Genomic DNA, 18,485 nt, shown 5'->3' with positions numbered 1-18,485 from the left:
AACTGTGACCGTGTGCACAGAGCCACCCACGGCTCCCGCGCGGTCACCCGGTGTCACGGTGGTGCGGTGTCGGTGGCCGTCGGCCGGTCGCGGGCGATCCGGCGCAGGACGTCGGGCCGTACGATCACCAGCGCCCGCCGTCCGGTGAGCACCACCTCCCGCTCCCGCAGCTCCTTGAGCAGTCGCTGGACCATTTCCCGGGAGGCCCCGACGGCCCCCGCCAGCTCCTGCTTGGTGAGCGGTACGGCGACCTCGATGCCTTCGTCCGTACGGCGGCCGTGGGTGCGGGCGAGGTCGAGGAGCAGCACCGCGAAACGCTCCCGCACGCTCAACGAGGCGAACTCCAGCCGTCGTTGGTCGGTGGCGCGCATCCGGTCGGCGGTGAGCCCGAGCAGTTTGAACGAGGCGTCGGGGGAGCGGGCGAGGAAGCCCCGGAACTTCTCGTACTCCACGGCTTTGGCCTTCAGCGGCGCCAGCGCGGTCACGGTCGCCGAGCGGGCCCGCCCGGTCAGCACGGCGGACTCGCCGATGATGTCGCCGGGGCCGCGCAGGGCGAGGAGCGCCTGGTAGCCGTTGGCCGCGGACGCGGTGACCTTCGTCCAACCGTGCAGGATCAGCAGGATGTGGGCCGAGGGTTCGTTCTGGTGCATCAGCGTCGCCCGGGGGCCGAATTCGAGGTCGTTGCCGAGGGCCAGGAGGGCCGCGCGGTCGTCGCTCTCCAGCCGGGCCAGGAAGGGTACCCGGTCGTCGAGACCCCCGTCGCCTGGCAGATACGCAGCACTCATGCCGCCCCCCGATCCTCAAAGCGGGCATCAATGTACGGCGAAGCGGGATCGCGTACCTTCGGAACGGCGGTATTGACAACGCGGGCGAAGCCTCTCGCCCCGTCGCCCCCGGGGTGGACAGCATTTGTTTTGACCCAGGTCGATGAGGTAGGTACGCTCAGACCTTGTGCCTGGGGTGTGCCTGGGCTCGTGGGCGTGTTTACAGCCGCAGCGCGAGTCCGTCTTTATGTGGGCCTCCGCGATCCGCGTCATCCTTCCGTTCCGCGGGAGTCTGCCGGGTCCGACACACCCGACCGCGTGGGTCGGGGACTGTTCCAGGTTAGTTTCACAGTGATCGGCACACAGAAACCGGAGAAGTAGTGCCTACGATCCAGCAGCTGGTCCGGAAGGGCCGGCAGGACAAGGTCGAGAAGAACAAGACGCCCGCGCTTGAGGGTTCGCCCCAGCGCCGCGGCGTCTGCACGCGTGTGTTCACGACCACCCCGAAGAAGCCGAACTCGGCGCTCCGTAAGGTCGCGCGTGTGCGTCTGACCTCGGGCATCGAGGTCACGGCCTACATCCCGGGTGAGGGCCACAACCTGCAGGAGCACTCGATCGTGCTCGTGCGTGGCGGTCGTGTGAAGGACCTTCCGGGTGTTCGTTACAAGATCATCCGCGGTTCCCTCGACACGCAGGGCGTCAAGAACCGTAAGCAGGCTCGCAGCCGCTACGGCGCCAAGAAGGAGAAGTAAGAATGCCTCGTAAGGGCCCCGCCCCGAAGCGCCCGGTCATCATTGACCCGGTTTACCAGTCTCCTCTTGTGACGTCGCTGATCAACAAGATCCTGCTCGACGGCAAGCGTTCCACCGCCGAGCGGATCGTGTACGGCGCGATGGAGGGCCTCCGCGAGAAGACCAACGCGGACCCGGTCATCACGCTGAAGCGCGCTCTTGAGAACGTCAAGCCCTCGCTTGAGGTCAAGTCCCGCCGTGTCGGTGGCGCCACCTACCAGGTGCCGATCGAGGTCAAGCCCGGTCGTGCCGCCACCCTCTCGCTCCGCTGGATCGTGGGTTACTCCCGCGCCCGCCGCGAGAAGACGATGACCGAGCGCCTCATGAACGAGCTGCTCGACGCCTCGAACGGTCTTGGCGCTGCCGTCAAGAAGCGTGAGGACACCCACAAGATGGCCGAGTCCAACAAGGCCTTCGCGCACTACCGCTGGTAGTCGTTACCCACATCGAGACCGAGAGAAGACTGAGCCATATGGCCACCACTTCGCTTGACCTGGCCAAGGTCCGCAACATCGGGATCATGGCCCACATCGACGCGGGCAAGACGACCACCACCGAGCGGATCCTCTTCTACACCGGTGTGTCTTACAAGATCGGTGAAGTCCACGACGGCGCTGCCACGATGGACTGGATGGAGCAGGAGCAGGAGCGCGGCATCACGATCACGTCTGCCGCGACGACCTGCCACTGGCCGCTCAACGATGTCGATCACACGATCAACATCATTGACACCCCGGGTCACGTCGACTTCACCGTCGAGGTGGAGCGTTCGCTCCGCGTCCTCGACGGCGCTGTCACCGTGTTCGACGGTGTCGCCGGTGTCGAGCCCCAGTCCGAGACTGTCTGGCGTCAGGCGGACCGCTACGGCGTGCCGCGCATCTGCTTCGTCAACAAGCTCGACCGTACGGGTGCCGAGTTCCACCGCTGCGTCGACATGATCGTCGACCGCCTCGGTGCGGTCCCGCTCGTCATGCAGCTCCCGATCGGCGCCGAGGCCGACTTCAAGGGCGTCGTCGACCTCGTGTCGATGAAGGCGCTCGTGTGGTCCGCCGAGGCCGCCAAGGGCGAGATGTACGACACCGTCGACATCCCGGACACCCACACCGAGGCTGCCGACGAGTGGCGCGGGAAGCTCCTTGAGACGGTCGCCGAGCACGACGACCAGATGATGGAGCTGTACCTGGAGGGCCAGGAGCCCACCGAGGAGCAGCTGATGGCGGCCATTCGCCGCATCACGCTCGCCTCCAAGGGCGGCGCCGGTTCCGTCACCGTCAGCCCCGTTTTCTGCGGTACGGCGTTCAAGAACAAGGGCGTCCAGCCCCTGCTCGACGCCGTCGTGCGCTACCTCCCCTCCCCCCTGGACGTCGAGGCCATCGAAGGCCACGACGTGAAGGACCCGGAGAAGGTCGTTTCGCGCAAGCCGTCGGACGAGGAGCCCTTCTCGGGCCTCGCCTTCAAGATCATGAGCGACCCGCACCTGGGCAAGCTCACCTTCGTCCGGGTTTACTCGGGCCGCCTTGAGGCCGGTAGTTCTGTACTGAACTCGGTCAAGGGCAAGAAGGAGCGCATCGGCAAGATCTACCGCATGCACGCGAACAAGCGTGAAGAGATCGCATCGGTGGGCGCCGGCGACATCATCGCCGTCATGGGTCTCAAGCAGACCACCACCGGTGAGACGCTGTGCGACGAGAAGAACCCGGTCATCCTGGAGTCCATGGACTTCCCGGCCCCGGTCATTCAGGTCGCCATCGAGCCGAAGTCCAAGGGTGACCAGGAGAAGCTGGGTGTAGCCATCCAGCGTCTCTCGGAGGAGGACCCGTCCTTCCAGGTCCACTCGGACGAGGAGACCGGCCAGACCATCATCGGTGGTATGGGCGAGCTTCACCTCGAGGTGCTCGTCGACCGCATGAAGCGCGAATTCCGCGTCGAGGCGAACGTCGGCAAGCCCCAGGTCGCGTACCGCGAGACGATCCGCAAGACCGTCGAGCGCATCGACTACACGCACAAGAAGCAGACTGGTGGTACCGGCCAGTTCGCGAAGGTGCAGATCGCCCTTGAGCCCATCGAGGGTGGCGACGCGTCGTACGAGTTCGTCAACAAGGTCACCGGTGGCCGCATCCCCCGGGAGTACATCCCGTCGGTGGACGCGGGCGCCCAGGAAGCCATGCAGTTCGGCATCCTGGCCGGTTACGAGATGGTCGGCGTCCGCGTCACCCTTCTCGACGGTGGTTACCACGAGGTCGACTCCTCGGAGCTCGCCTTCAAGATCGCCGGTTCGCAGGCGTTCAAGGAAGGTGCCCGCAAGGCGTCTCCCGTGCTCCTTGAGCCGATGATGGCCGTCGAGGTCACCACGCCCGAGGACTACATGGGCGATGTGATCGGCGACCTGAACTCCCGCCGTGGCCAGATCCAGGCCATGGAGGAGCGCAGCGGCGCTCGCGTCGTGAAGGGCCTCGTGCCCCTCTCGGAGATGTTCGGCTACGTCGGAGACCTCCGCAGCAAGACCTCGGGTCGCGCAAGCTACTCGATGCAGTTCGACTCCTACGCCGAGGTTCCGCGGAACGTCGCCGAGGAGATCATCGCGAAGGCCAAGGGCGAGTAACTCCCGAGTCACTCACCGAGCGACTTCCGAGTCCCTCACCGAGCGGCTTTCGAGTCACTCACCGGGCGGCCTTCCGCAAGGCGGGCCGCCCACCGCGAGGACGGGTTCTCACCCGTACGAGCACACGCTTTAGGCTTATCACCGGAGCCACTGGGGCATACGACGCAATCCGCGTCGAATGCCCCGGGCGCCGGCATCCCAGCAAAGATCACCTGGCGCCGATGAAGCAAGGCGTACAGAACCACTCCGCAGGAGGACCCAGTGGCGAAGGCAAAGTTCGAGCGGACTAAGCCGCACGTCAACATCGGCACCATCGGTCACATTGACCACGGTAAGACGACCCTCACGGCCGCCATTACCAAGGTGCTGCACGACGCGTACCCGGACCTGAACGAGGCTTCGGCCTTCGACCAGATCGACAAGGCGCCGGAAGAGCGTCAGCGTGGTATCACGATCTCCATCGCGCACGTCGAGTACCAGACCGAGTCGCGTCACTACGCCCACGTTGACTGCCCCGGTCACGCGGACTACATCAAGAACATGATCACGGGTGCGGCGCAGATGGACGGCGCCATCCTCGTGGTCGCGGCCACCGACGGCCCGATGCCGCAGACGAAGGAGCACGTCCTCCTGGCCCGCCAGGTAGGCGTCCCCTACATCGTCGTCGCGCTGAACAAGGCCGACATGGTGGACGACGAGGAGATCCTGGAGCTCGTCGAGCTCGAGGTTCGTGAGCTCCTCTCCGAGTACGAGTTCCCGGGCGACGACCTGCCGGTCGTCAAGGTCTCGGCGCTCAAGGCGCTCGAGGGCGACAAGGAGTGGGGCCAGTCGGTCCTGAACCTGATGGCCGCCGTCGACGAGTCGATCCCGCAGCCCGAGCGCGACGTCGACAAGCCGTTCCTGATGCCGATCGAGGACGTCTTCACGATCACCGGTCGTGGCACCGTCGTCACCGGCCGTATCGAGCGTGGTGTCCTCAAGGTCAACGAGACCGTCGACATCGTCGGTATCAAGGAAGAGAAGACCACCACCACGGTCACCGGCATCGAGATGTTCCGCAAGCTGCTCGACGAGGGCCAGGCTGGCGAGAACGTCGGCCTGCTCCTCCGTGGCATCAAGCGCGAGGACGTCGAGCGCGGCCAGGTCATCATCAAGCCGGGTTCGGTCACCCCGCACACGGAGTTCGAGGCGCAGGCGTACATCCTGTCGAAGGACGAGGGTGGCCGTCACACCCCGTTCTTCAACAACTACCGCCCGCAGTTCTACTTCCGTACCACGGACGTGACCGGCGTCGTGACCCTCCCCGAGGGCACCGAGATGGTCATGCCGGGCGACAACACCGTCATGTCGGTCTCGCTGATTCAGCCGGTCGCCATGGAGGAGGGCCTCAAGTTCGCCATCCGTGAGGGTGGCCGGACCGTCGGCGCCGGCCAGGTCGTCAAGATCACCAAGTAATTTCCTGGTGGTTTGACCTGGTAGCTCGGTAGCGACAGCTCCCAGCTCCACAGTTCCAAGGGAAGGGCCCCGGCCCCGCCGCGAAAGCGGTGGGTGCCGGGGCCCTTCTCGTTGTTCCCGCCGTACGGGGTCCAGGGGTTCCTGCCGTACGGGATCTACGCCCGCCAGAGCCACGGCGTGGCGTCCGCACCCAGCCCCGCCACCGCCGTGCCCTTCCCGCCCGCGCGCACCAGCACCGGCGTCCCCACGCACGCCTCCGGGGGCTTCGTGAACCGTCCCGCGCCGTCCCGGAGCCGGACCTCCCCCCGCTCGTCCCGGCCCAGCAGCACCCCGCCCGCTCCGGCCGCCACGGGACCGTACCCCTCGAAGGCGAGCCCGGTCAGCGGCGTGCCGTCCGGGCGGACCGCGACGAGGGCGGGGGAGTGCGGGGCCCGGTAGACCACGCCGAGCGAGCCGTCCGCGGACGGGAAGGCGCGCGGGACGTCGCCGGGCGCGGGCATCGCCGTGGGCGGACGCAGCGCGACCCGAGCCCCCGGAGAGGGCTGGGCCCAGTGCCGTACGGACTTCCGGGCGGCCGCGAAGAGATGCACCAGTCCTTGCCCGTCCACGACCGCCGACAGCCCGTCCTGCACGCCGTCCCCGTCACCCATGCCGTCGCCGTCGGGCCCCTCCAGGACGCGCCAGGCGTCCCACCAGCCGTCGGTGCCCCGCACCCGGGTGCTGACGCTCTTCGCCGCGTTCCGCACGAAGAGGTGGACGCGGCCGTCGCCCGCGGTGACCGCGACCGGGACGCCGATCCTGCGGCTGCGGTCCGGCTGGCGTTCGGGGCTGCCGAGCGAGCTCCAGAGGAGGCCGTCGTACTGGACGATCTCGCGGAGGTTGGGGCCGCCGTGCCCTTCGAGCGCCGCGAACCGCAGGCCGAAAAGCAGCTGCTTGCCGTCCTTCGTCATGGCCTGCCCGAGCACGGGGGCGAGCGGGCCGCCGCCCAGGTCCTTGGGCTGGCCCCAGCCCCTCCCGGCCGCCTGCCAGCGCACCAGCCGCAGCCCCAGCACGCCGTACGCGACGAGCGTCCCGCGCTCTTCGTGCGCCACCAACTGAGGCCCTGGATAACGGTAGTTGGTCGACCTGACCCAGCCCTTCCAGTTCTTCAGCGGGAGCCCCTTGCCGACGCTGTAGTCGCCGCAGCCCGCCGGGTTCCCGCACTCCCAGTCCGGGTCCCCGCCGTACACGACGAGCGGCTCGGCCTTCTTCCGGAGGACGCTCTGGGGGAGGTTCTTGGGCCAGTGCCGGTTGTAGTAGCCGCGGAAGGCGGTGGTGGTGAAACGGGGGAGTCCCTCGCCGCGTCCGGCCTTCTCGGCGACCCAGCGGTTCAGCGCCGCCCAGCTGAAGCAGGCGACGGCGGTGTGGTCGGGATGGTCGGAGTACCCGGCCTGCTCACTGTCCTTGCGGCGCACCCTCTCCGGGCTGTGCTGGATGTCGGGGTCCGGGTCGAGGGTCTGTACGACGGTCGGCCGGTAGAGGTCGAGGAGCCCGGCCAGGGCGTCGACCAGCTCCTCGTAGTCATACGAACTCGCCTTCCGTACAGGGGAGTTGTCGGCCACCAGGGTGTGCTGCCGCATTCCCCGGTCCGACCAGAGCGCGGTCAGGGCGGCCCGCGCCCGCGAGGAGTTCACCGACACGTTGAGGAAGACGAGCTCGGCCCGCAGGTCCCCGTTGACGAGGGTGTTCAGCTCGGCCCGCTTGCCGCCGCGCAGCTCCAGCACGGTCCGCTGCCACGGTGCGAACTTCTCCAGCCCGAGCAGCGTCGCGTACGCCTGCCGCAGCCCCTGCTGGCGCGCCGAGACGTACGCGCTCTTGTCCGGGGCTGGGCGGGGATGGCCGGGCGCGTGGTTGATCCCGTTGGCCTCGCCCGCCGTGACGTACACGGAGACGACGGGAGTCCCGGCCTCCAGGAGCCGCCGGGAGTCCGGGTTCATGAAGTACAGGTCGTCGTCCGGGTGCGCGAGGAACTGGAGCAGCAGCGAGCGTCCGGCGTGCGCGATGGGCTGCCCGGGGGCCGGATCGGCGACGGGGGCACGCCGCCGGGGCGACTGCGGGACCGTACAGGCCGCCGCCGCGATCCCGAGGGCGGCCGTTCCCGCTGACGCGGCGGCCAGCAGGGTCCGTCTGGGCAGGGTGGGTCCAGTACCGCTGTGCATGGGTGGGTCTCTCCGTCCGCTTCCCCGCAGCGGACGGTCGTGCGCTGCGTACAGGCTCCTGGCCGAGAATGGCGGAGCGGAACCGCAGGGAGAGCGGGGGCGCGCCGCGCTCAGCTAGACGGAGTCGGCGCGGGAGAGGTTGCCTTCGCCGGACACGTACCTGGCAGGTTCCTGGCGCGTGCCTCGATCGGCGCAGGGTGCGCACGTTCCGTCCGCCGGTACGGGCCCGGGAGGGGCAGCTTGCCGTCCGGGGCCTGGGGCGGCCACGTCATCCACGGCACCTGCTCACCTGCTCGGGGCGGGGGACTTCGCTGCCCTCCTGCGGACCGTTCCTGCCGGAAGCAGACAGGCGGACGGGCCGCTTCCGGAGCGGAACGGCGATCGTTCACTCGTACGGGTGCGGCACCCCGGTTTGACGTCCGTCACGCTCCGGGTAATCTCTTGCGCCCGATTGGCGCGCCCCGTGCCCCGTATGGCAGACTGTCATGGTTGCTCGGTTGAGTATCGATGCTGCACGCCTCCCGCCGGGAGGACCGGAAGCGAGTCCCACAGTACTCGTCGCCTTTATCTGCCCCCCGGGGCAGCAATGGGGCGGACGTACGGGAATCTTTCGGGAAGTGTTAGCGCGCTGCTGACCAGGCACCCGGTGGGTGTTCTTCCCCCGGCTTGCGGTCGCGGACCGTATCCCTTAGAGCAGGGAAATTCCTTGGGATTTCTGGCTGGCGAGGATGCGACACGCCCGACCGCGTGGGTCGGAGAAGGACGGTGCTGAGCGTTGAGAGCGCAGCCGCCCGGGTTCCAGAGCGTTAAGAGACAAAGGACTACTAGTAGCCATGGCGGGACAGAAGATCCGCATCCGGCTCAAGGCCTACGACCACGAGGTCATCGACTCCTCGGCGAAGAAGATCGTCGAGACGGTGACCCGCACTGGTGCGTCGGTCGCAGGCCCGGTGCCGCTGCCCACTGAGAAGAACGTGTACTGCGTCATCAAGTCGCCGCACAAGTACAAGGACTCTCGCGAGCACTTCGAGATGCGCACGCACAAGCGCCTCATCGACATCCTCGACCCCACGCCGAAGACGGTTGACTCGCTGATGCGTCTCGACCTGCCGGCGGGCGTCGACATCGAGATCAAGCTCTGAAGGGACGGGCCGAGATGAGCAAGAACATCAAGGGCGTCCTGGGCGAGAAGCTCGGCATGACTCAGGTTTGGGACGAGAACAACCGGGTTGTCCCGGTGACCGTCGTCAAGGCCGGGCCGTGCGTCGTGACGCAGGTACGTACGAACGACAACGACGGCTACGAGTCGGTCCAGATCGCCTTCGGCGAGATTGACCCGCGCAAGGTGAACAAGCCCCTCAAGGGTCACTTCGCCAAGGCCGACGTGACCCCGCGCCGCCACCTCGTGGAGCTGCGCACCCCGGACGCCAGCGAGTACACGCTGGGCCAGGAGATCACTGCCGAGGTGTTCGAGTCCGGCGTCAAGGTTGACGTCACGGGCAAGAGCAAGGGCAAGGGCTTCGCCGGTGTGATGAAGCGTCACAACTTCCACGGTGGCAAGGCTTCCCACGGTGCCCACCGCGTGCACCGTAAGCCTGGTTCCATCGGTGGCTGTGCCACCCCCGGCCGTGTCTTCAAGGGCATGCGCATGGCGGGTCGCATGGGTAACGAGCGGGTCACCACCCAGAACCTGACCGTCCACGCCGTTGACGCCGAGAAGGGTCTGCTGCTCATCAAGGGCGCCGTCCCCGGCCCCAACGGTGGCCTCGTCCTGGTCCGCACTGCGGCCAAGGGGGTTTGAGGAACCGATGAGCACCATTGACATCCTTTCGCCGGCAGGTGACAAGGCCGGGACCGTCGAACTCCCCGCGGAGATCTTCGACGCCAAGGTCAGCATCCCGCTGATCCACCAGGTCGTTGTCGCTCAGCTGGCCGCTGCCCGCCAGGGCACGCACAAGACCAAGCGTCGCGGCGAGGTCCGTGGTGGCGGTAAGAAGCCTTACCGCCAGAAGGGCACCGGCCGCGCCCGTCAGGGCTCGACCCGCGCCCCGCAGTTCGCAGGCGGTGGCGTCGTCCACGGCCCGCAGCCGCGTGACTACTCGCAGCGCACCCCGAAGAAGATGAAGGCCGCCGCTCTGCGTGGCGCCCTCACCGACCGGGCCCGCAACGCACGCATCCACGTCGTCACCGGCGTGGTCGACGGTGCGGTTTCCACGAAGGCCGCCAAGTCCCTGCTGGGCAAGGTCAGCGAGCGCAAGCACGTGCTCCTGGTCGCCGAGCGTTCGGACGAGGCCGCGTGGCTCTCCGCCCGCAACCTGCCCCAGGTGCACATCCTGGAGCCGGGCCAGCTGAACACGTACGACGTGCTCGTCTCGGACGACCTGGTCTTCACCAAGGCCGCCTTCGAGTCCTTCGTGTCTGGCCCCAAGGCCGATGAGACCGAAGGGAGCGACGCCTGATGACCGCGATCGTTACCAGCAAGACCTTCACGGACCACCGCGACATTCTTGTCAAGCCGGTTGTCTCCGAGAAGAGCTACGCGCTGCTCGACGAGAACAAGTACACGTTCATCGTCGCGCCCGGCTCCAACAAGACCCAGATCAAGCAGGCCGTGGAAGCGGTCTTCTCGGTCAAGGTCACGGGGGTCAACACGATCAACCGGCAGGGTAAGCGCAAGCGCACCAAGACCGGTTTCGGCAAGCGCGCTGACACCAAGCGCGCCATCGTGACCCTCGCCGAGGGCGACCGTATCGACATCTTCGGCGGTCCGACCGCCTGACGGCGGTCTGGATCGTCCGAAATCGGACGAGGACTGAGAAATGGGAATCCGCAAGTACAAGCCGACTACGCCGGGCCGCCGTGGCTCCTCCGTAGCCGACTTTGTCGAGATCACGCGGTCCACGCCGGAGAAGTCGCTGGTTCGCCCTCTGCACAGCAAGGGCGGCCGTAACAACGCCGGTCGGATCACTGTTCGTCACCAGGGTGGCGGCCACAAGCGCGCCTACCGTGTGATCGACTTCCGTCGTCACGACAAGGACGGCGTGCCGGCCAAGGTCGCGCACATCGAGTACGACCCCAACCGCACCGCGCGCATCGCGCTGCTGCACTACGCGGACGGCGAGAAGCGTTACATCCTCGCCCCGCGTGGCCTGTCGCAGGGTGACCGGATTGAGAACGGCCCCGGGGCCGACATCAAGCCGGGCAACAACCTCGCGCTGCGCAACATCCCGGTTGGTACGACCATCCACAACATCGAGCTGCGTCCCGGTGGCGGTGCGAAGTTCGCACGCTCCGCCGGTACCTCCGTGCAGCTGCTGGCGAAGGAGGGCACCATGGCCCACCTTCGTATGCCCTCCGGCGAGATTCGCCTGGTCGACGCCCGCTGCCGCGCCACGATTGGCGAGGTCGGCAACGCCGAGCAGTCGAACATCAACTGGGGCAAGGCCGGCCGCATGCGCTGGAAGGGCGTTCGCCCGACCGTTCGCGGTGTTGCGATGAACCCGGTCGACCACCCGCACGGTGGTGGTGAGGGTAAGACCTCCGGTGGTCGTCACCCGGTCTCCCCGTGGGGTCAGAAGGAGGGTCGTACTCGCTCGCCGAAGAAGGCTTCGAGCAAGTACATCGTCCGCCGCCGCAAGTCGAACAAGAAGCGCTAGGAGCGGGTTTAGATGCCGCGCAGTCTCAAGAAGGGGCCCTTCGTCGACGGACACCTCGTAAAGAAGGTGGACGTCCAGAACGAAGCTGGCACCAAGAACGTCATCAAGACCTGGTCCCGGCGCTCGATGATCATCCCCAGCATGCTGGGTCACACCATCGCGGTGCACAACGGCAAGATCCACGTCCCGGTGTTCGTCACCGAGTCGATGGTCGGCCACAAGCTCGGCGAGTTTGCGCCGACCCGCACCTTCCGCGGCCACGTCAAGGACGACCGCAAGTCGAAGCGCCGCTAAGGCGGGGTGCGAAGACTATGAACGACACCGAAGGGACAACCATGGAAGCCAGGGCCCAGGCGCGGTACATCCGCGTCACGCCCATGAAGGCCCGCCGAGTGGTGGACCTTATCCGTGGCATGGATGCCACGGAGGCTCAGGCGGTCCTGCGTTTCGCCCCGCAGGCCGCGAGCGTGCCGGTTGGCAAGGTGCTTGACAGCGCCATCGCCAACGCAGCACACAACTACGACCACTCGGACGCTTCTTCGCTGGTCATCAGCGAAGCGTACGTGGACGAGGGCCCGACCCTGAAGCGGTTCCGTCCGCGTGCTCAGGGCCGTGCCTACCGGATCCGTAAGCGGACCAGCCACATCACCGTGGTCGTCAGCAGCAAGGAAGGAACCCGGTAATGGGCCAGAAGGTAAACCCGCACGGGTTCCGGCTCGGCATTACCACGGACTTCAAGTCCCGTTGGTACGCCGACAAGCTGTACAAGGACTACGTCAAGGAAGACGTCGCCATCCGCAGGATGATGACGTCCGGCATGGAGCGCGCCGGCATCTCGAAGGTGGAGATCGAGCGCACCCGTGACCGCGTGCGTGTGGACATCCACACCGCTCGTCCGGGCATCGTCATCGGCCGCCGTGGCGCCGAGGCCGACCGCATTCGCGGTGACCTCGAGAAGCTCACGGGCAAGCAGGTCCAGCTGAACATCCTCGAGGTCAAGAACCCCGAGATGGACGCTCAGCTGGTTGCTCAGGCCGTTGCCGAGCAGCTCTCCTCCCGCGTCTCCTTCCGTCGCGCCATGCGTAAGAGCATGCAGGGCACGATGAAGGCCGGCGCCAAGGGCATCAAGATCCAGTGCGGCGGTCGCCTCGGCGGCGCCGAGATGTCCCGCTCCGAGTTCTACCGCGAGGGTCGTGTGCCGCTGCACACGCTCCGCGCGAACGTGGACTACGGCTTCTTCGAGGCCAAGACGACCTTCGGTCGCATTGGCGTCAAGGTCTGGATCTACAAGGGCGACGTCAAGAACATCGCCGAGGTTCGCGCCGAGAACGCTGCGGCCCGTGCGGGTAACCGCCCGGCCCGTGGCGCCGGTGGCGCAGCCGACCGCCCGGCCCGTGGTGGCCGTGGTGGCGAGCGTGGCGGCCGCGGCCGCAAGCCGCAGCAGTCCGCGCCGGCAGCCGAGGCCCCCAAGGCCGACGCTCCCGTCGCCGCTGCTCCGGCTGAGAGCACCGGAACGGAGGCCTGACCGACATGCTGATCCCTCGTAGGGTCAAGCACCGCAAGCAGCACCACCCCAAGCGCAGTGGTATGGCCAAGGGTGGTACTGAGGTCGCATTCGGCGAGTACGGCATCCAGGCGCTGACCCCGGCCTACGTGACGAACCGCCAGATCGAAGCGGCTCGTATCGCGATGACCCGCCACATCAAGCGTGGCGGCAAGGTCTGGATCAACATCTACCCGGACCGTCCGCTCACCAAGAAGCCTGCCGAGACCCGCATGGGTTCCGGTAAGGGTTCCCCCGAGTGGTGGATCGCGAATGTCAAGCCCGGTCGGGTGATGTTCGAGCTGTCCTACCCGAACGAGAAGATTGCTCGTGAGGCGCTTACCCGCGCTGCTCACAAGCTTCCGATGAAGTGCCGGATTGTTCGGCGCGAGGCAGGTGAGTCGTGATGGTGGCCGGTACGAAGGCGACTGAGCTGCGCGAGCTGAACGACGAGGACCTCGTCGCGAAGCTCCGTGAGGCCAAGGAAGAACTGTTCAACCTCCGCTTCCAGGCGGCGACCGGGCAGCTCGAAAACCACGGCCGGCTCAAGTCCGTCCGTAAGGACATCGCCCGGATCTACACCCTGATGCGCGAGCGCGAGCTGGGCATCGAGACGGTGGAGAGTGCCTGATGAGCGAGAAGAATGTGACTGAGACGACTGAGCAGCGCGGTTTCCGCAAGACCCGTGAGGGTCTCGTCGTCAGCGACAAGATGGACAAGACCGTCGTCGTCGCTGTCGAGGACCGCGTCAAGCACGCGCTGTACGGCAAGGTCATCCGCCGTACGAACAAGCTCAAGGCTCACGACGAGTCCAACGCTGCCGGTGTCGGCGACCGCGTCATCATCATGGAGACGCGTCCGCTGTCGGCCTCGAAGCGCTGGCGCATCGTCGAGATCCTCGAGAAGGCCAAGTAGTAATTCCTAGAGGGGGTTTCCCCACTAGGCAGTTCCGCCAGGCTCGGTGGGGGACGTAGCGATACGTCCCCCACCGGGAACCGGCAGACGATTCAGGAGATAGACGTGATCCAGCAGGAGTCGCGACTTCGGGTCGCCGACAACACGGGTGCGAAGGAAATTCTCACCATCCGTGTTCTCGGTGGCTCGGGTCGCCGCTACGCGGGCATCGGTGACGTCATCGTCGCCACCGTCAAGGACGCAATCCCCGGTGGCAACGTGAAGAAGGGTGACGTCGTCAAGGCCGTCATCGTTCGCACCGTCAAGGAGCGTCGTCGCCAGGATGGCTCGTACATCCGCTTCGACGAGAACGCCGCTGTCATTCTCAAGAACGACGGCGACCCCCGCGGCACCCGTATCTTCGGCCCGGTGGGCCGTGAGCTGCGCGAGAAGAAGTTCATGAAGATCATCTCGCTCGCGCCGGAGGTGCTGTAAGCATGAAGATCAAGAAGGGCGACCTGGTTCAGGTCATCACCGGTAAGGACAAGGGCAAGCAGGGCAAGGTCGTTCAGGCCTTCCCCCGCGAGGACCGCGTCCTGGTCGAGGGTGTCAACCGGGTCAAGAAGCACACGAAGGCCGGCCAGAACCAGGCCGGCGGCATCGTGACGACCGAGGCTCCGGTCCACGTCAGCAACGTTCAGCTGGTTGTGGAGAAGGACGGCAACAAGGTCGTTACCCGCGTCGGCTACCGCTTTGACGACGAGGGCAACAAGATCCGCGTTGCCAAGCGGACTGGTGAGGACATCTGATGACTGCCACCACCGCACCGCGCCTCAAGCTGCGCTACCGCGAGGAGATCACGGGCAAGCTGCGTGAGGAGTTCTCCTACGAGAACGTCATGCAGATCCCCGGTCTGGTCAAGATCGTGGTCAACATGGGTGTCGGCGACGCCGCCCGTGACTCGAAGCTGATCGACGGGGCCATCAAGGACCTGACGACCATCACGGGTCAGAAGCCGGCCGTCACGAAGGCCCGCAAGTCCATCGCGCAGTTCAAGCTGCGCGAGGGTCAGCCGATCGGCTGCCACGTCACCCTCCGCGGTGACCGCATGTGGGAGTTCCTGGACCGTACGCTGTCGCTCGCGCTGCCGCGTATCCGCGACTTCCGTGGTCTGTCGCCGAAGCAGTTCGACGGCCGTGGCAACTACACCTTCGGTCTCACCGAGCAGGTCATGTTCCACGAGATCGACCAGGACAAGATCGACCGTACCCGGGGTATGGACATCACCGTGGTCACCACGGCGACCAACGACGACGAGGGCCGCGCCCTCCTTCGTCACCTCGGCTTCCCCTTCAAGGAGGCGTAAGCGAGATGGCGAAGAAGGCTCTTATCGCGAAGGCTGCCCGCAAGCCCAAGTTCGGTGTGCGCGCTTACACGCGCTGCCAGCGCTGCGGTCGTCCCCACTCCGTGTACCGCAAGTTCGGCCTCTGCCGTGTGTGCCTTCGTGAGATGGCTCACCGCGGCGAGCTCCCGGGCGTGACCAAGAGCTCCTGGTAGTCAGTACTGCCCTTTGGGCGTACGGATTTTCCAGGGCTCTCGGTAAGTATCTGGTCGGCAGGAGCCCCACCCCGAATGCCGTAGGCTAGAAGGGTTGGGCGCCTGCCGCCCATAACGACTTACTACGCCGTAGGTCCCCGCACCGCACCCGTCCCGCCTCTGAGTGGGGAGAGGGATGGCGCATACAGGAAACCCCGGCGAGAGAGGCCGAAGGCCAACTCATGACCATGACTGATCCCATCGCAGACATGCTCACGCGTCTGCGTAACGCAAACTCGGCGTACCACGACACCGTCGTGATGCCGCACAGCAAGATCAAGTCGCACATCGCGGAGATCCTCCAGCAGGAGGGCTTCATCACCGGCTGGAAGGTCGAGGACGCCGAGGTCGGCAAGAACCTCGTTCTCGACCTGAAGTTCGGTCCGAACCGCGAGCGTTCGATCGCCGGCATCAAGCGTATTTCGAAGCCGGGTCTGCGCGTGTACGCGAAGTCCACCAACCTGCCCAAGGTCCTCGGCGGCCTCGGCGTGGCGATCATCTCCACGTCGCACGGTCTTCTGACCGGCCAGCAGGCAGGCAAGAAGGGCGTAGGTGGGGAAGTCCTCGCCTACGTCTGGTAGTCGGGAAAGGAAGGAAAGCTCATGTCGCGAATCGGCAAGCTCCCCATCCAGGTTCCCGCTGGTGTGGACGTCACCATCGACGGCCGCACGGTTTCGGTGAAGGGTCCCAAGGGCTCCCTCTCCCACACCGTCGCTGCGCCGATCGAGATTGTTAAGGGCGAGGACGGCGTGCTCAACGTCAACCGCCCCAATGACGAGCGTCAGAACAAGGCCCTGCACGGCCTGTCCCGCACGCTGGTGGCGAACATGATCACCGGTGTGACCCAGGGATACAGCAAGGCGCTCGAAATCAGCGGTGTCGGTTACCGCGTCCAGGCGAAGGGCTCCAACCTGGAGTTCGCCCTGGGCTACAGCCACCCCATCGTGATCGAGGCGCCGGAAGGCATCTCCTTCAAGGTCGAGTCGCCCACGAAGCTCAGCGTCGAGGGCATCGACAAGCAGAAGGTCGGCGAGGTCGCCGCTAACATCCGCAAGCTGCGGAAGCCCGACCCGTACAAGGCCAAGGGCGTCAAGTACGCCGGCGAGGTCATCCGCCGCAAGGTCGGAAAGGCGGGTAAGTAAGCCATGGCATACGGTGTAAAGATCGCCAAGGGTGACGCGTACAAGCGCGCTGCCATCAAGCGTCGCCACATCCGCATCCGCAAGCACGTCTCCGGCACGCCGGAGCGTCCTCGCCTGGTCGTGACGCGGTCCAACCGCAACGTGACCGCTCAGGTCATCGACGACATCGCGGGCCACACGCTCGCGTCGGCGTCGACCCTGGACGTTTCGATCCGCGGCGGCGAGGGCGACAAGAGCGCCCAGGCCCAGCAGGTCGGCGCACTTGTCGCCGAGCGTGCGAAGGCTGCCGGCGTTGAGACCGTCGTGTTCGACCGTGGTGGCAACAGGTACGCCGGGCGCATTGCCGCTCTGGCTGACGCCGCCCGCGAAGCCGGGCTGAAGTTCTAAGCCCCGGTTCCGGGACTAACGGACGTAACAGAGAGAGGTAAATCCAATGGCTGGACCCCAGCGCCGCGGAAGCGGTGCCGGTGGCGGCGAGCGGCGGGACCGGAAGGGTCGCGACGGTGGCGCTGCCGCCGAGAAGACCGCTTACGTTGAGCGCGTTGTCGCGATCAACCGCGTTGCCAAGGTTGTCAAGGGTGGTCGTCGCTTCAGCTTCACCGCGCTCGTCGTGGTCGGAGACGGTGACGGCACCGTAGGTGTCGGTTACGGCAAGGCCAAGGAAGTTCCCGCGGCCATCGCCAAGGGCGTTGAAGAGGCCAAGAAGAGCTTCTTCAAGGTTCCCCGCATTCAGGGCACCATCCCGCACCCGATCACGGGCGAGAAGGCCGCGGGCGTCGTCCTGCTCAAGCCTGCTTCCCCCGGTACCGGCGTTATCGCCGGTGGCCCGGTGCGTGCCGTACTCGAGTGCGCCGGCGTTCACGACATTCTGTCGAAGTCGCTCGGTTCCTCGAACGCGATCAACATCGTGCACGCGACCGTCGCGGCCCTCCAGGGTCTGCAGCGTCCCGAGGAGATCGCGGCTCGCCGTGGTCTGCCCCTCGAGGACGTCGCTCCGGCGGCTCTGCTCCGTGCGCGTGCGGGAGCGGGTGCGTAATGGCCCGTCTCGAGATCACGCAGACGAAGTCGTACATCGGCAGCAAGCAGAACCACCGCGACACCCTGCGTTCGCTCGGCCTGAAGCGGCTGAACGACACGGTTGTCAAGGAGGACCGCCCCGAGTTCCGCGGAATGGTGCACACCGTCCGTCACCTCGTGTCGGTCAAGGAGGTCGACTGACATGGCGGAGAACAACCCGCTGAAGGTCCACAACCTCCGTCCGGCCCCGGGCGCCAAGACCGCCAAGACCCGTGTGGGTCGTGGTGAGGCGTCGAAGGGTAAGACGGCAGGCCGTGGTACCAAGGGCACGAAGGCCCGTTACCAGGTTCCGCAGCGCTTCGAGGGTGGCCAGATGCCCCTCCACATGCGCCTGCCGAAGCTGAAGGGCTTCAAGAACCCGTTCCGCACGGAGTTCCAGGTCGTGAACCTGGACAAGCTGGCCGAGCTCTACCCGCAGGGTGGAGAGGTCACGGTGGCCGACCTGGTCGCCAAGGGCGCCGTGCGCAACAACCACCTCGTCAAGGTCCTGGGCCAGGGCGAGATCTCCGTGGCACTGACGGTTTCGGTTGACGCCGCTTCCGCCTCCGCCAAGGAGAAGATCGCTGCCGCTGGCGGCAGCGTCACCGAGCTCGTCTGAGACAGCTCGATGGCTTGAACATCCGACCGGGGATGCCTCTCATTTGGGGCATCCCCGGTTGGTCGTTCCTAGGGGGCGGGGTCCGCCGGTATGGTGGCGTGCACTGTTAACTTTCGCGCGGTGTGCCCACAACGCTGTCCGCTCGTTCTTTGACTGATACGTATTCGTC

Annotated in this window: 27 protein-coding genes; 25 read left to right on the top strand and 2 right to left on the bottom strand. The window is 66.4% G+C overall.

Annotation, left to right across the window (positions count from 1 at the left end; genetic code table 11):
• Positions 1-53: 53 nt before the first annotated feature.
• A complete protein-coding gene (locus tag OG897_RS25715) occupies positions 54-785 on the bottom strand; it encodes a Crp/Fnr family transcriptional regulator (RefSeq protein ID WP_266659754.1) in 732 nt (243 codons plus the stop codon).
• 359 nt (positions 786-1,144) lie between these two features.
• Between OG897_RS25715 and rpsL the strand changes: the two genes are divergently transcribed.
• From rpsL to tuf, 4 genes are all read left to right on the top strand, one after another.
• Positions 1,145-1,516: a 30S ribosomal protein S12 gene (gene rpsL / locus OG897_RS25710; RefSeq protein ID WP_003948652.1), complete on the top strand. Its 372-nt coding sequence runs from the start codon at positions 1,145-1,147 to the stop codon at positions 1,514-1,516.
• 2 nt (positions 1,517-1,518) lie between these two features.
• Positions 1,519-1,989 carry a 30S ribosomal protein S7 gene (rpsG, locus tag OG897_RS25705; RefSeq protein ID WP_266659751.1) on the top strand — a complete coding sequence of 157 codons (471 nt, stop codon included), beginning with the start codon at positions 1,519-1,521 and terminating at the stop codon, positions 1,987-1,989.
• Positions 1,990-2,027: 38 nt separating this feature from the next.
• On the top strand, positions 2,028-4,157 hold the full coding sequence (gene fusA, locus OG897_RS25700; protein WP_266659748.1) for an elongation factor G: 2,130 nt from the start codon (positions 2,028-2,030) through the stop codon (positions 4,155-4,157).
• Positions 4,158-4,418: 261 nt separating this feature from the next.
• On the top strand, positions 4,419-5,612 hold the full coding sequence (tuf, locus tag OG897_RS25695) for an elongation factor Tu (RefSeq protein ID WP_266659746.1): 1,194 nt from the start codon (positions 4,419-4,421) through the stop codon (positions 5,610-5,612).
• Positions 5,613-5,767: 155 nt separating this feature from the next.
• On the opposite strand, the gene OG897_RS25690 is transcribed toward tuf, so the two are convergent.
• Positions 5,768-7,810 (bottom strand): PIG-L family deacetylase, encoded by a 2,043-nt coding sequence (locus OG897_RS25690; RefSeq protein WP_266659744.1) that lies wholly within the window; start codon positions 7,808-7,810, stop codon positions 5,768-5,770.
• An 833-nt stretch (positions 7,811-8,643) separates the two neighbouring features.
• On the opposite strand from OG897_RS25690, the gene rpsJ reads away from it, so the two are divergent.
• The 21 genes from rpsJ to rplO all read left to right on the top strand — a co-directional run bounded on the left by rpsJ (position 8,644) and on the right by rplO (position 18,316).
• Complete coding sequence (rpsJ, locus tag OG897_RS25685) at positions 8,644-8,952, top strand: 30S ribosomal protein S10 (protein WP_003948644.1); 309 nt, start codon at positions 8,644-8,646, stop codon at positions 8,950-8,952.
• Positions 8,953-8,966: 14 nt separating this feature from the next.
• Positions 8,967-9,611: a 50S ribosomal protein L3 gene (gene rplC, locus OG897_RS25680; RefSeq protein ID WP_189821109.1), complete on the top strand. Its 645-nt coding sequence runs from the start codon at positions 8,967-8,969 to the stop codon at positions 9,609-9,611.
• A gap of 7 nt (positions 9,612-9,618) precedes the next feature.
• Positions 9,619-10,269, top strand: a complete 651-nt coding sequence (gene rplD / locus OG897_RS25675; RefSeq protein ID WP_266659742.1) for a 50S ribosomal protein L4 — start codon at positions 9,619-9,621, stop codon at positions 10,267-10,269.
• Positions 10,266-10,589 carry a 50S ribosomal protein L23 gene (gene rplW, locus OG897_RS25670; protein ID WP_266660492.1) on the top strand — a complete coding sequence of 108 codons (324 nt, stop codon included), beginning with the start codon at positions 10,266-10,268 and terminating at the stop codon, positions 10,587-10,589. Before rplD ends, rplW begins: the two co-directional genes overlap by 4 nt.
• Positions 10,590-10,629: 40 nt before the next feature.
• The gene (gene rplB / locus OG897_RS25665; protein ID WP_266659740.1) at positions 10,630-11,466 is read left to right on the top strand and encodes a 50S ribosomal protein L2; all 837 of its coding nucleotides are present in this window, start codon (positions 10,630-10,632) and stop codon (positions 11,464-11,466) included.
• Between the two features lie 12 nt (positions 11,467-11,478).
• Positions 11,479-11,760 (top strand): 30S ribosomal protein S19, encoded by a 282-nt coding sequence (gene rpsS / locus OG897_RS25660; RefSeq protein WP_138894198.1) that lies wholly within the window; start codon positions 11,479-11,481, stop codon positions 11,758-11,760.
• A gap of 41 nt (positions 11,761-11,801) precedes the next feature.
• Positions 11,802-12,149 (top strand): 50S ribosomal protein L22, encoded by a 348-nt coding sequence (gene rplV / locus OG897_RS25655; RefSeq protein ID WP_016645177.1) that lies wholly within the window; start codon positions 11,802-11,804, stop codon positions 12,147-12,149.
• Entirely contained in the window at positions 12,149-12,991 is an 843-nt protein-coding gene (gene rpsC / locus OG897_RS25650) for a 30S ribosomal protein S3 (RefSeq protein ID WP_266659737.1), read from the top strand. Before rplV ends, rpsC begins: the two co-directional genes overlap by 1 nt.
• A 5-nt stretch (positions 12,992-12,996) precedes the next feature.
• Entirely contained in the window at positions 12,997-13,416 is a 420-nt protein-coding gene (gene rplP, locus OG897_RS25645) for a 50S ribosomal protein L16 (RefSeq protein ID WP_119286204.1), read from the top strand.
• On the top strand, positions 13,416-13,640 hold the full coding sequence (rpmC, locus tag OG897_RS25640) for a 50S ribosomal protein L29 (protein ID WP_138894199.1): 225 nt from the start codon (positions 13,416-13,418) through the stop codon (positions 13,638-13,640). Before rplP ends, rpmC begins: the two co-directional genes overlap by 1 nt.
• Complete coding sequence (gene rpsQ, locus OG897_RS25635) at positions 13,640-13,924, top strand: 30S ribosomal protein S17 (RefSeq protein ID WP_266659732.1); 285 nt, start codon at positions 13,640-13,642, stop codon at positions 13,922-13,924. Before rpmC ends, rpsQ begins: the two co-directional genes overlap by 1 nt.
• Positions 13,925-14,029: 105 nt before the next feature.
• Positions 14,030-14,398: a 50S ribosomal protein L14 gene (gene rplN / locus OG897_RS25630; protein ID WP_003966950.1), complete on the top strand. Its 369-nt coding sequence runs from the start codon at positions 14,030-14,032 to the stop codon at positions 14,396-14,398.
• Between the two features lie 2 nt (positions 14,399-14,400).
• Positions 14,401-14,712, top strand: coding sequence for a 50S ribosomal protein L24 (rplX, locus tag OG897_RS25625; RefSeq protein WP_189821105.1), 312 nt, complete (start codon positions 14,401-14,403; stop codon positions 14,710-14,712).
• A complete protein-coding gene (gene rplE, locus OG897_RS25620) occupies positions 14,712-15,269 on the top strand; it encodes a 50S ribosomal protein L5 (protein ID WP_266659728.1) in 558 nt (185 codons plus the stop codon). Before rplX ends, rplE begins: the two co-directional genes overlap by 1 nt.
• Before the next feature lie 5 nt (positions 15,270-15,274).
• Positions 15,275-15,460: a type Z 30S ribosomal protein S14 gene (locus tag OG897_RS25615; RefSeq protein WP_003956452.1), complete on the top strand. Its 186-nt coding sequence runs from the start codon at positions 15,275-15,277 to the stop codon at positions 15,458-15,460.
• Between the two features lie 221 nt (positions 15,461-15,681).
• Positions 15,682-16,080 carry a 30S ribosomal protein S8 gene (gene rpsH / locus OG897_RS25610; RefSeq protein WP_266659726.1) on the top strand — a complete coding sequence of 133 codons (399 nt, stop codon included), beginning with the start codon at positions 15,682-15,684 and terminating at the stop codon, positions 16,078-16,080.
• A 21-nt stretch (positions 16,081-16,101) separates the two neighbouring features.
• Positions 16,102-16,641 carry a 50S ribosomal protein L6 gene (gene rplF / locus OG897_RS25605; RefSeq protein ID WP_266659724.1) on the top strand — a complete coding sequence of 180 codons (540 nt, stop codon included), beginning with the start codon at positions 16,102-16,104 and terminating at the stop codon, positions 16,639-16,641.
• A 3-nt stretch (positions 16,642-16,644) separates the two neighbouring features.
• Positions 16,645-17,028, top strand: a complete 384-nt coding sequence (gene rplR, locus OG897_RS25600; RefSeq protein ID WP_266659722.1) for a 50S ribosomal protein L18 — start codon at positions 16,645-16,647, stop codon at positions 17,026-17,028.
• A 46-nt stretch (positions 17,029-17,074) separates the two neighbouring features.
• Positions 17,075-17,677 carry a 30S ribosomal protein S5 gene (rpsE, locus tag OG897_RS25595; RefSeq protein WP_097866720.1) on the top strand — a complete coding sequence of 201 codons (603 nt, stop codon included), beginning with the start codon at positions 17,075-17,077 and terminating at the stop codon, positions 17,675-17,677.
• Positions 17,677-17,859 (top strand): 50S ribosomal protein L30, encoded by a 183-nt coding sequence (rpmD, locus tag OG897_RS25590; protein ID WP_266659719.1) that lies wholly within the window; start codon positions 17,677-17,679, stop codon positions 17,857-17,859. Before rpsE ends, rpmD begins: the two co-directional genes overlap by 1 nt.
• 1 nt (position 17,860) lies before the next feature.
• Positions 17,861-18,316, top strand: coding sequence for a 50S ribosomal protein L15 (gene rplO, locus OG897_RS25585; RefSeq protein WP_266659717.1), 456 nt, complete (start codon positions 17,861-17,863; stop codon positions 18,314-18,316).
• The last annotated feature ends 169 nt before the right edge of the window (positions 18,317-18,485 follow it).

This window comes from Streptomyces sp. NBC_00237 (assembly GCF_026342435.1).
Classification (GTDB): Bacteria; Actinomycetota; Actinomycetes; order Streptomycetales; family Streptomycetaceae; genus Streptomyces.
Note: the sequence above shows the minus strand (reverse complement) of the source record. Positions and strands in the feature narration are given on the sequence as shown.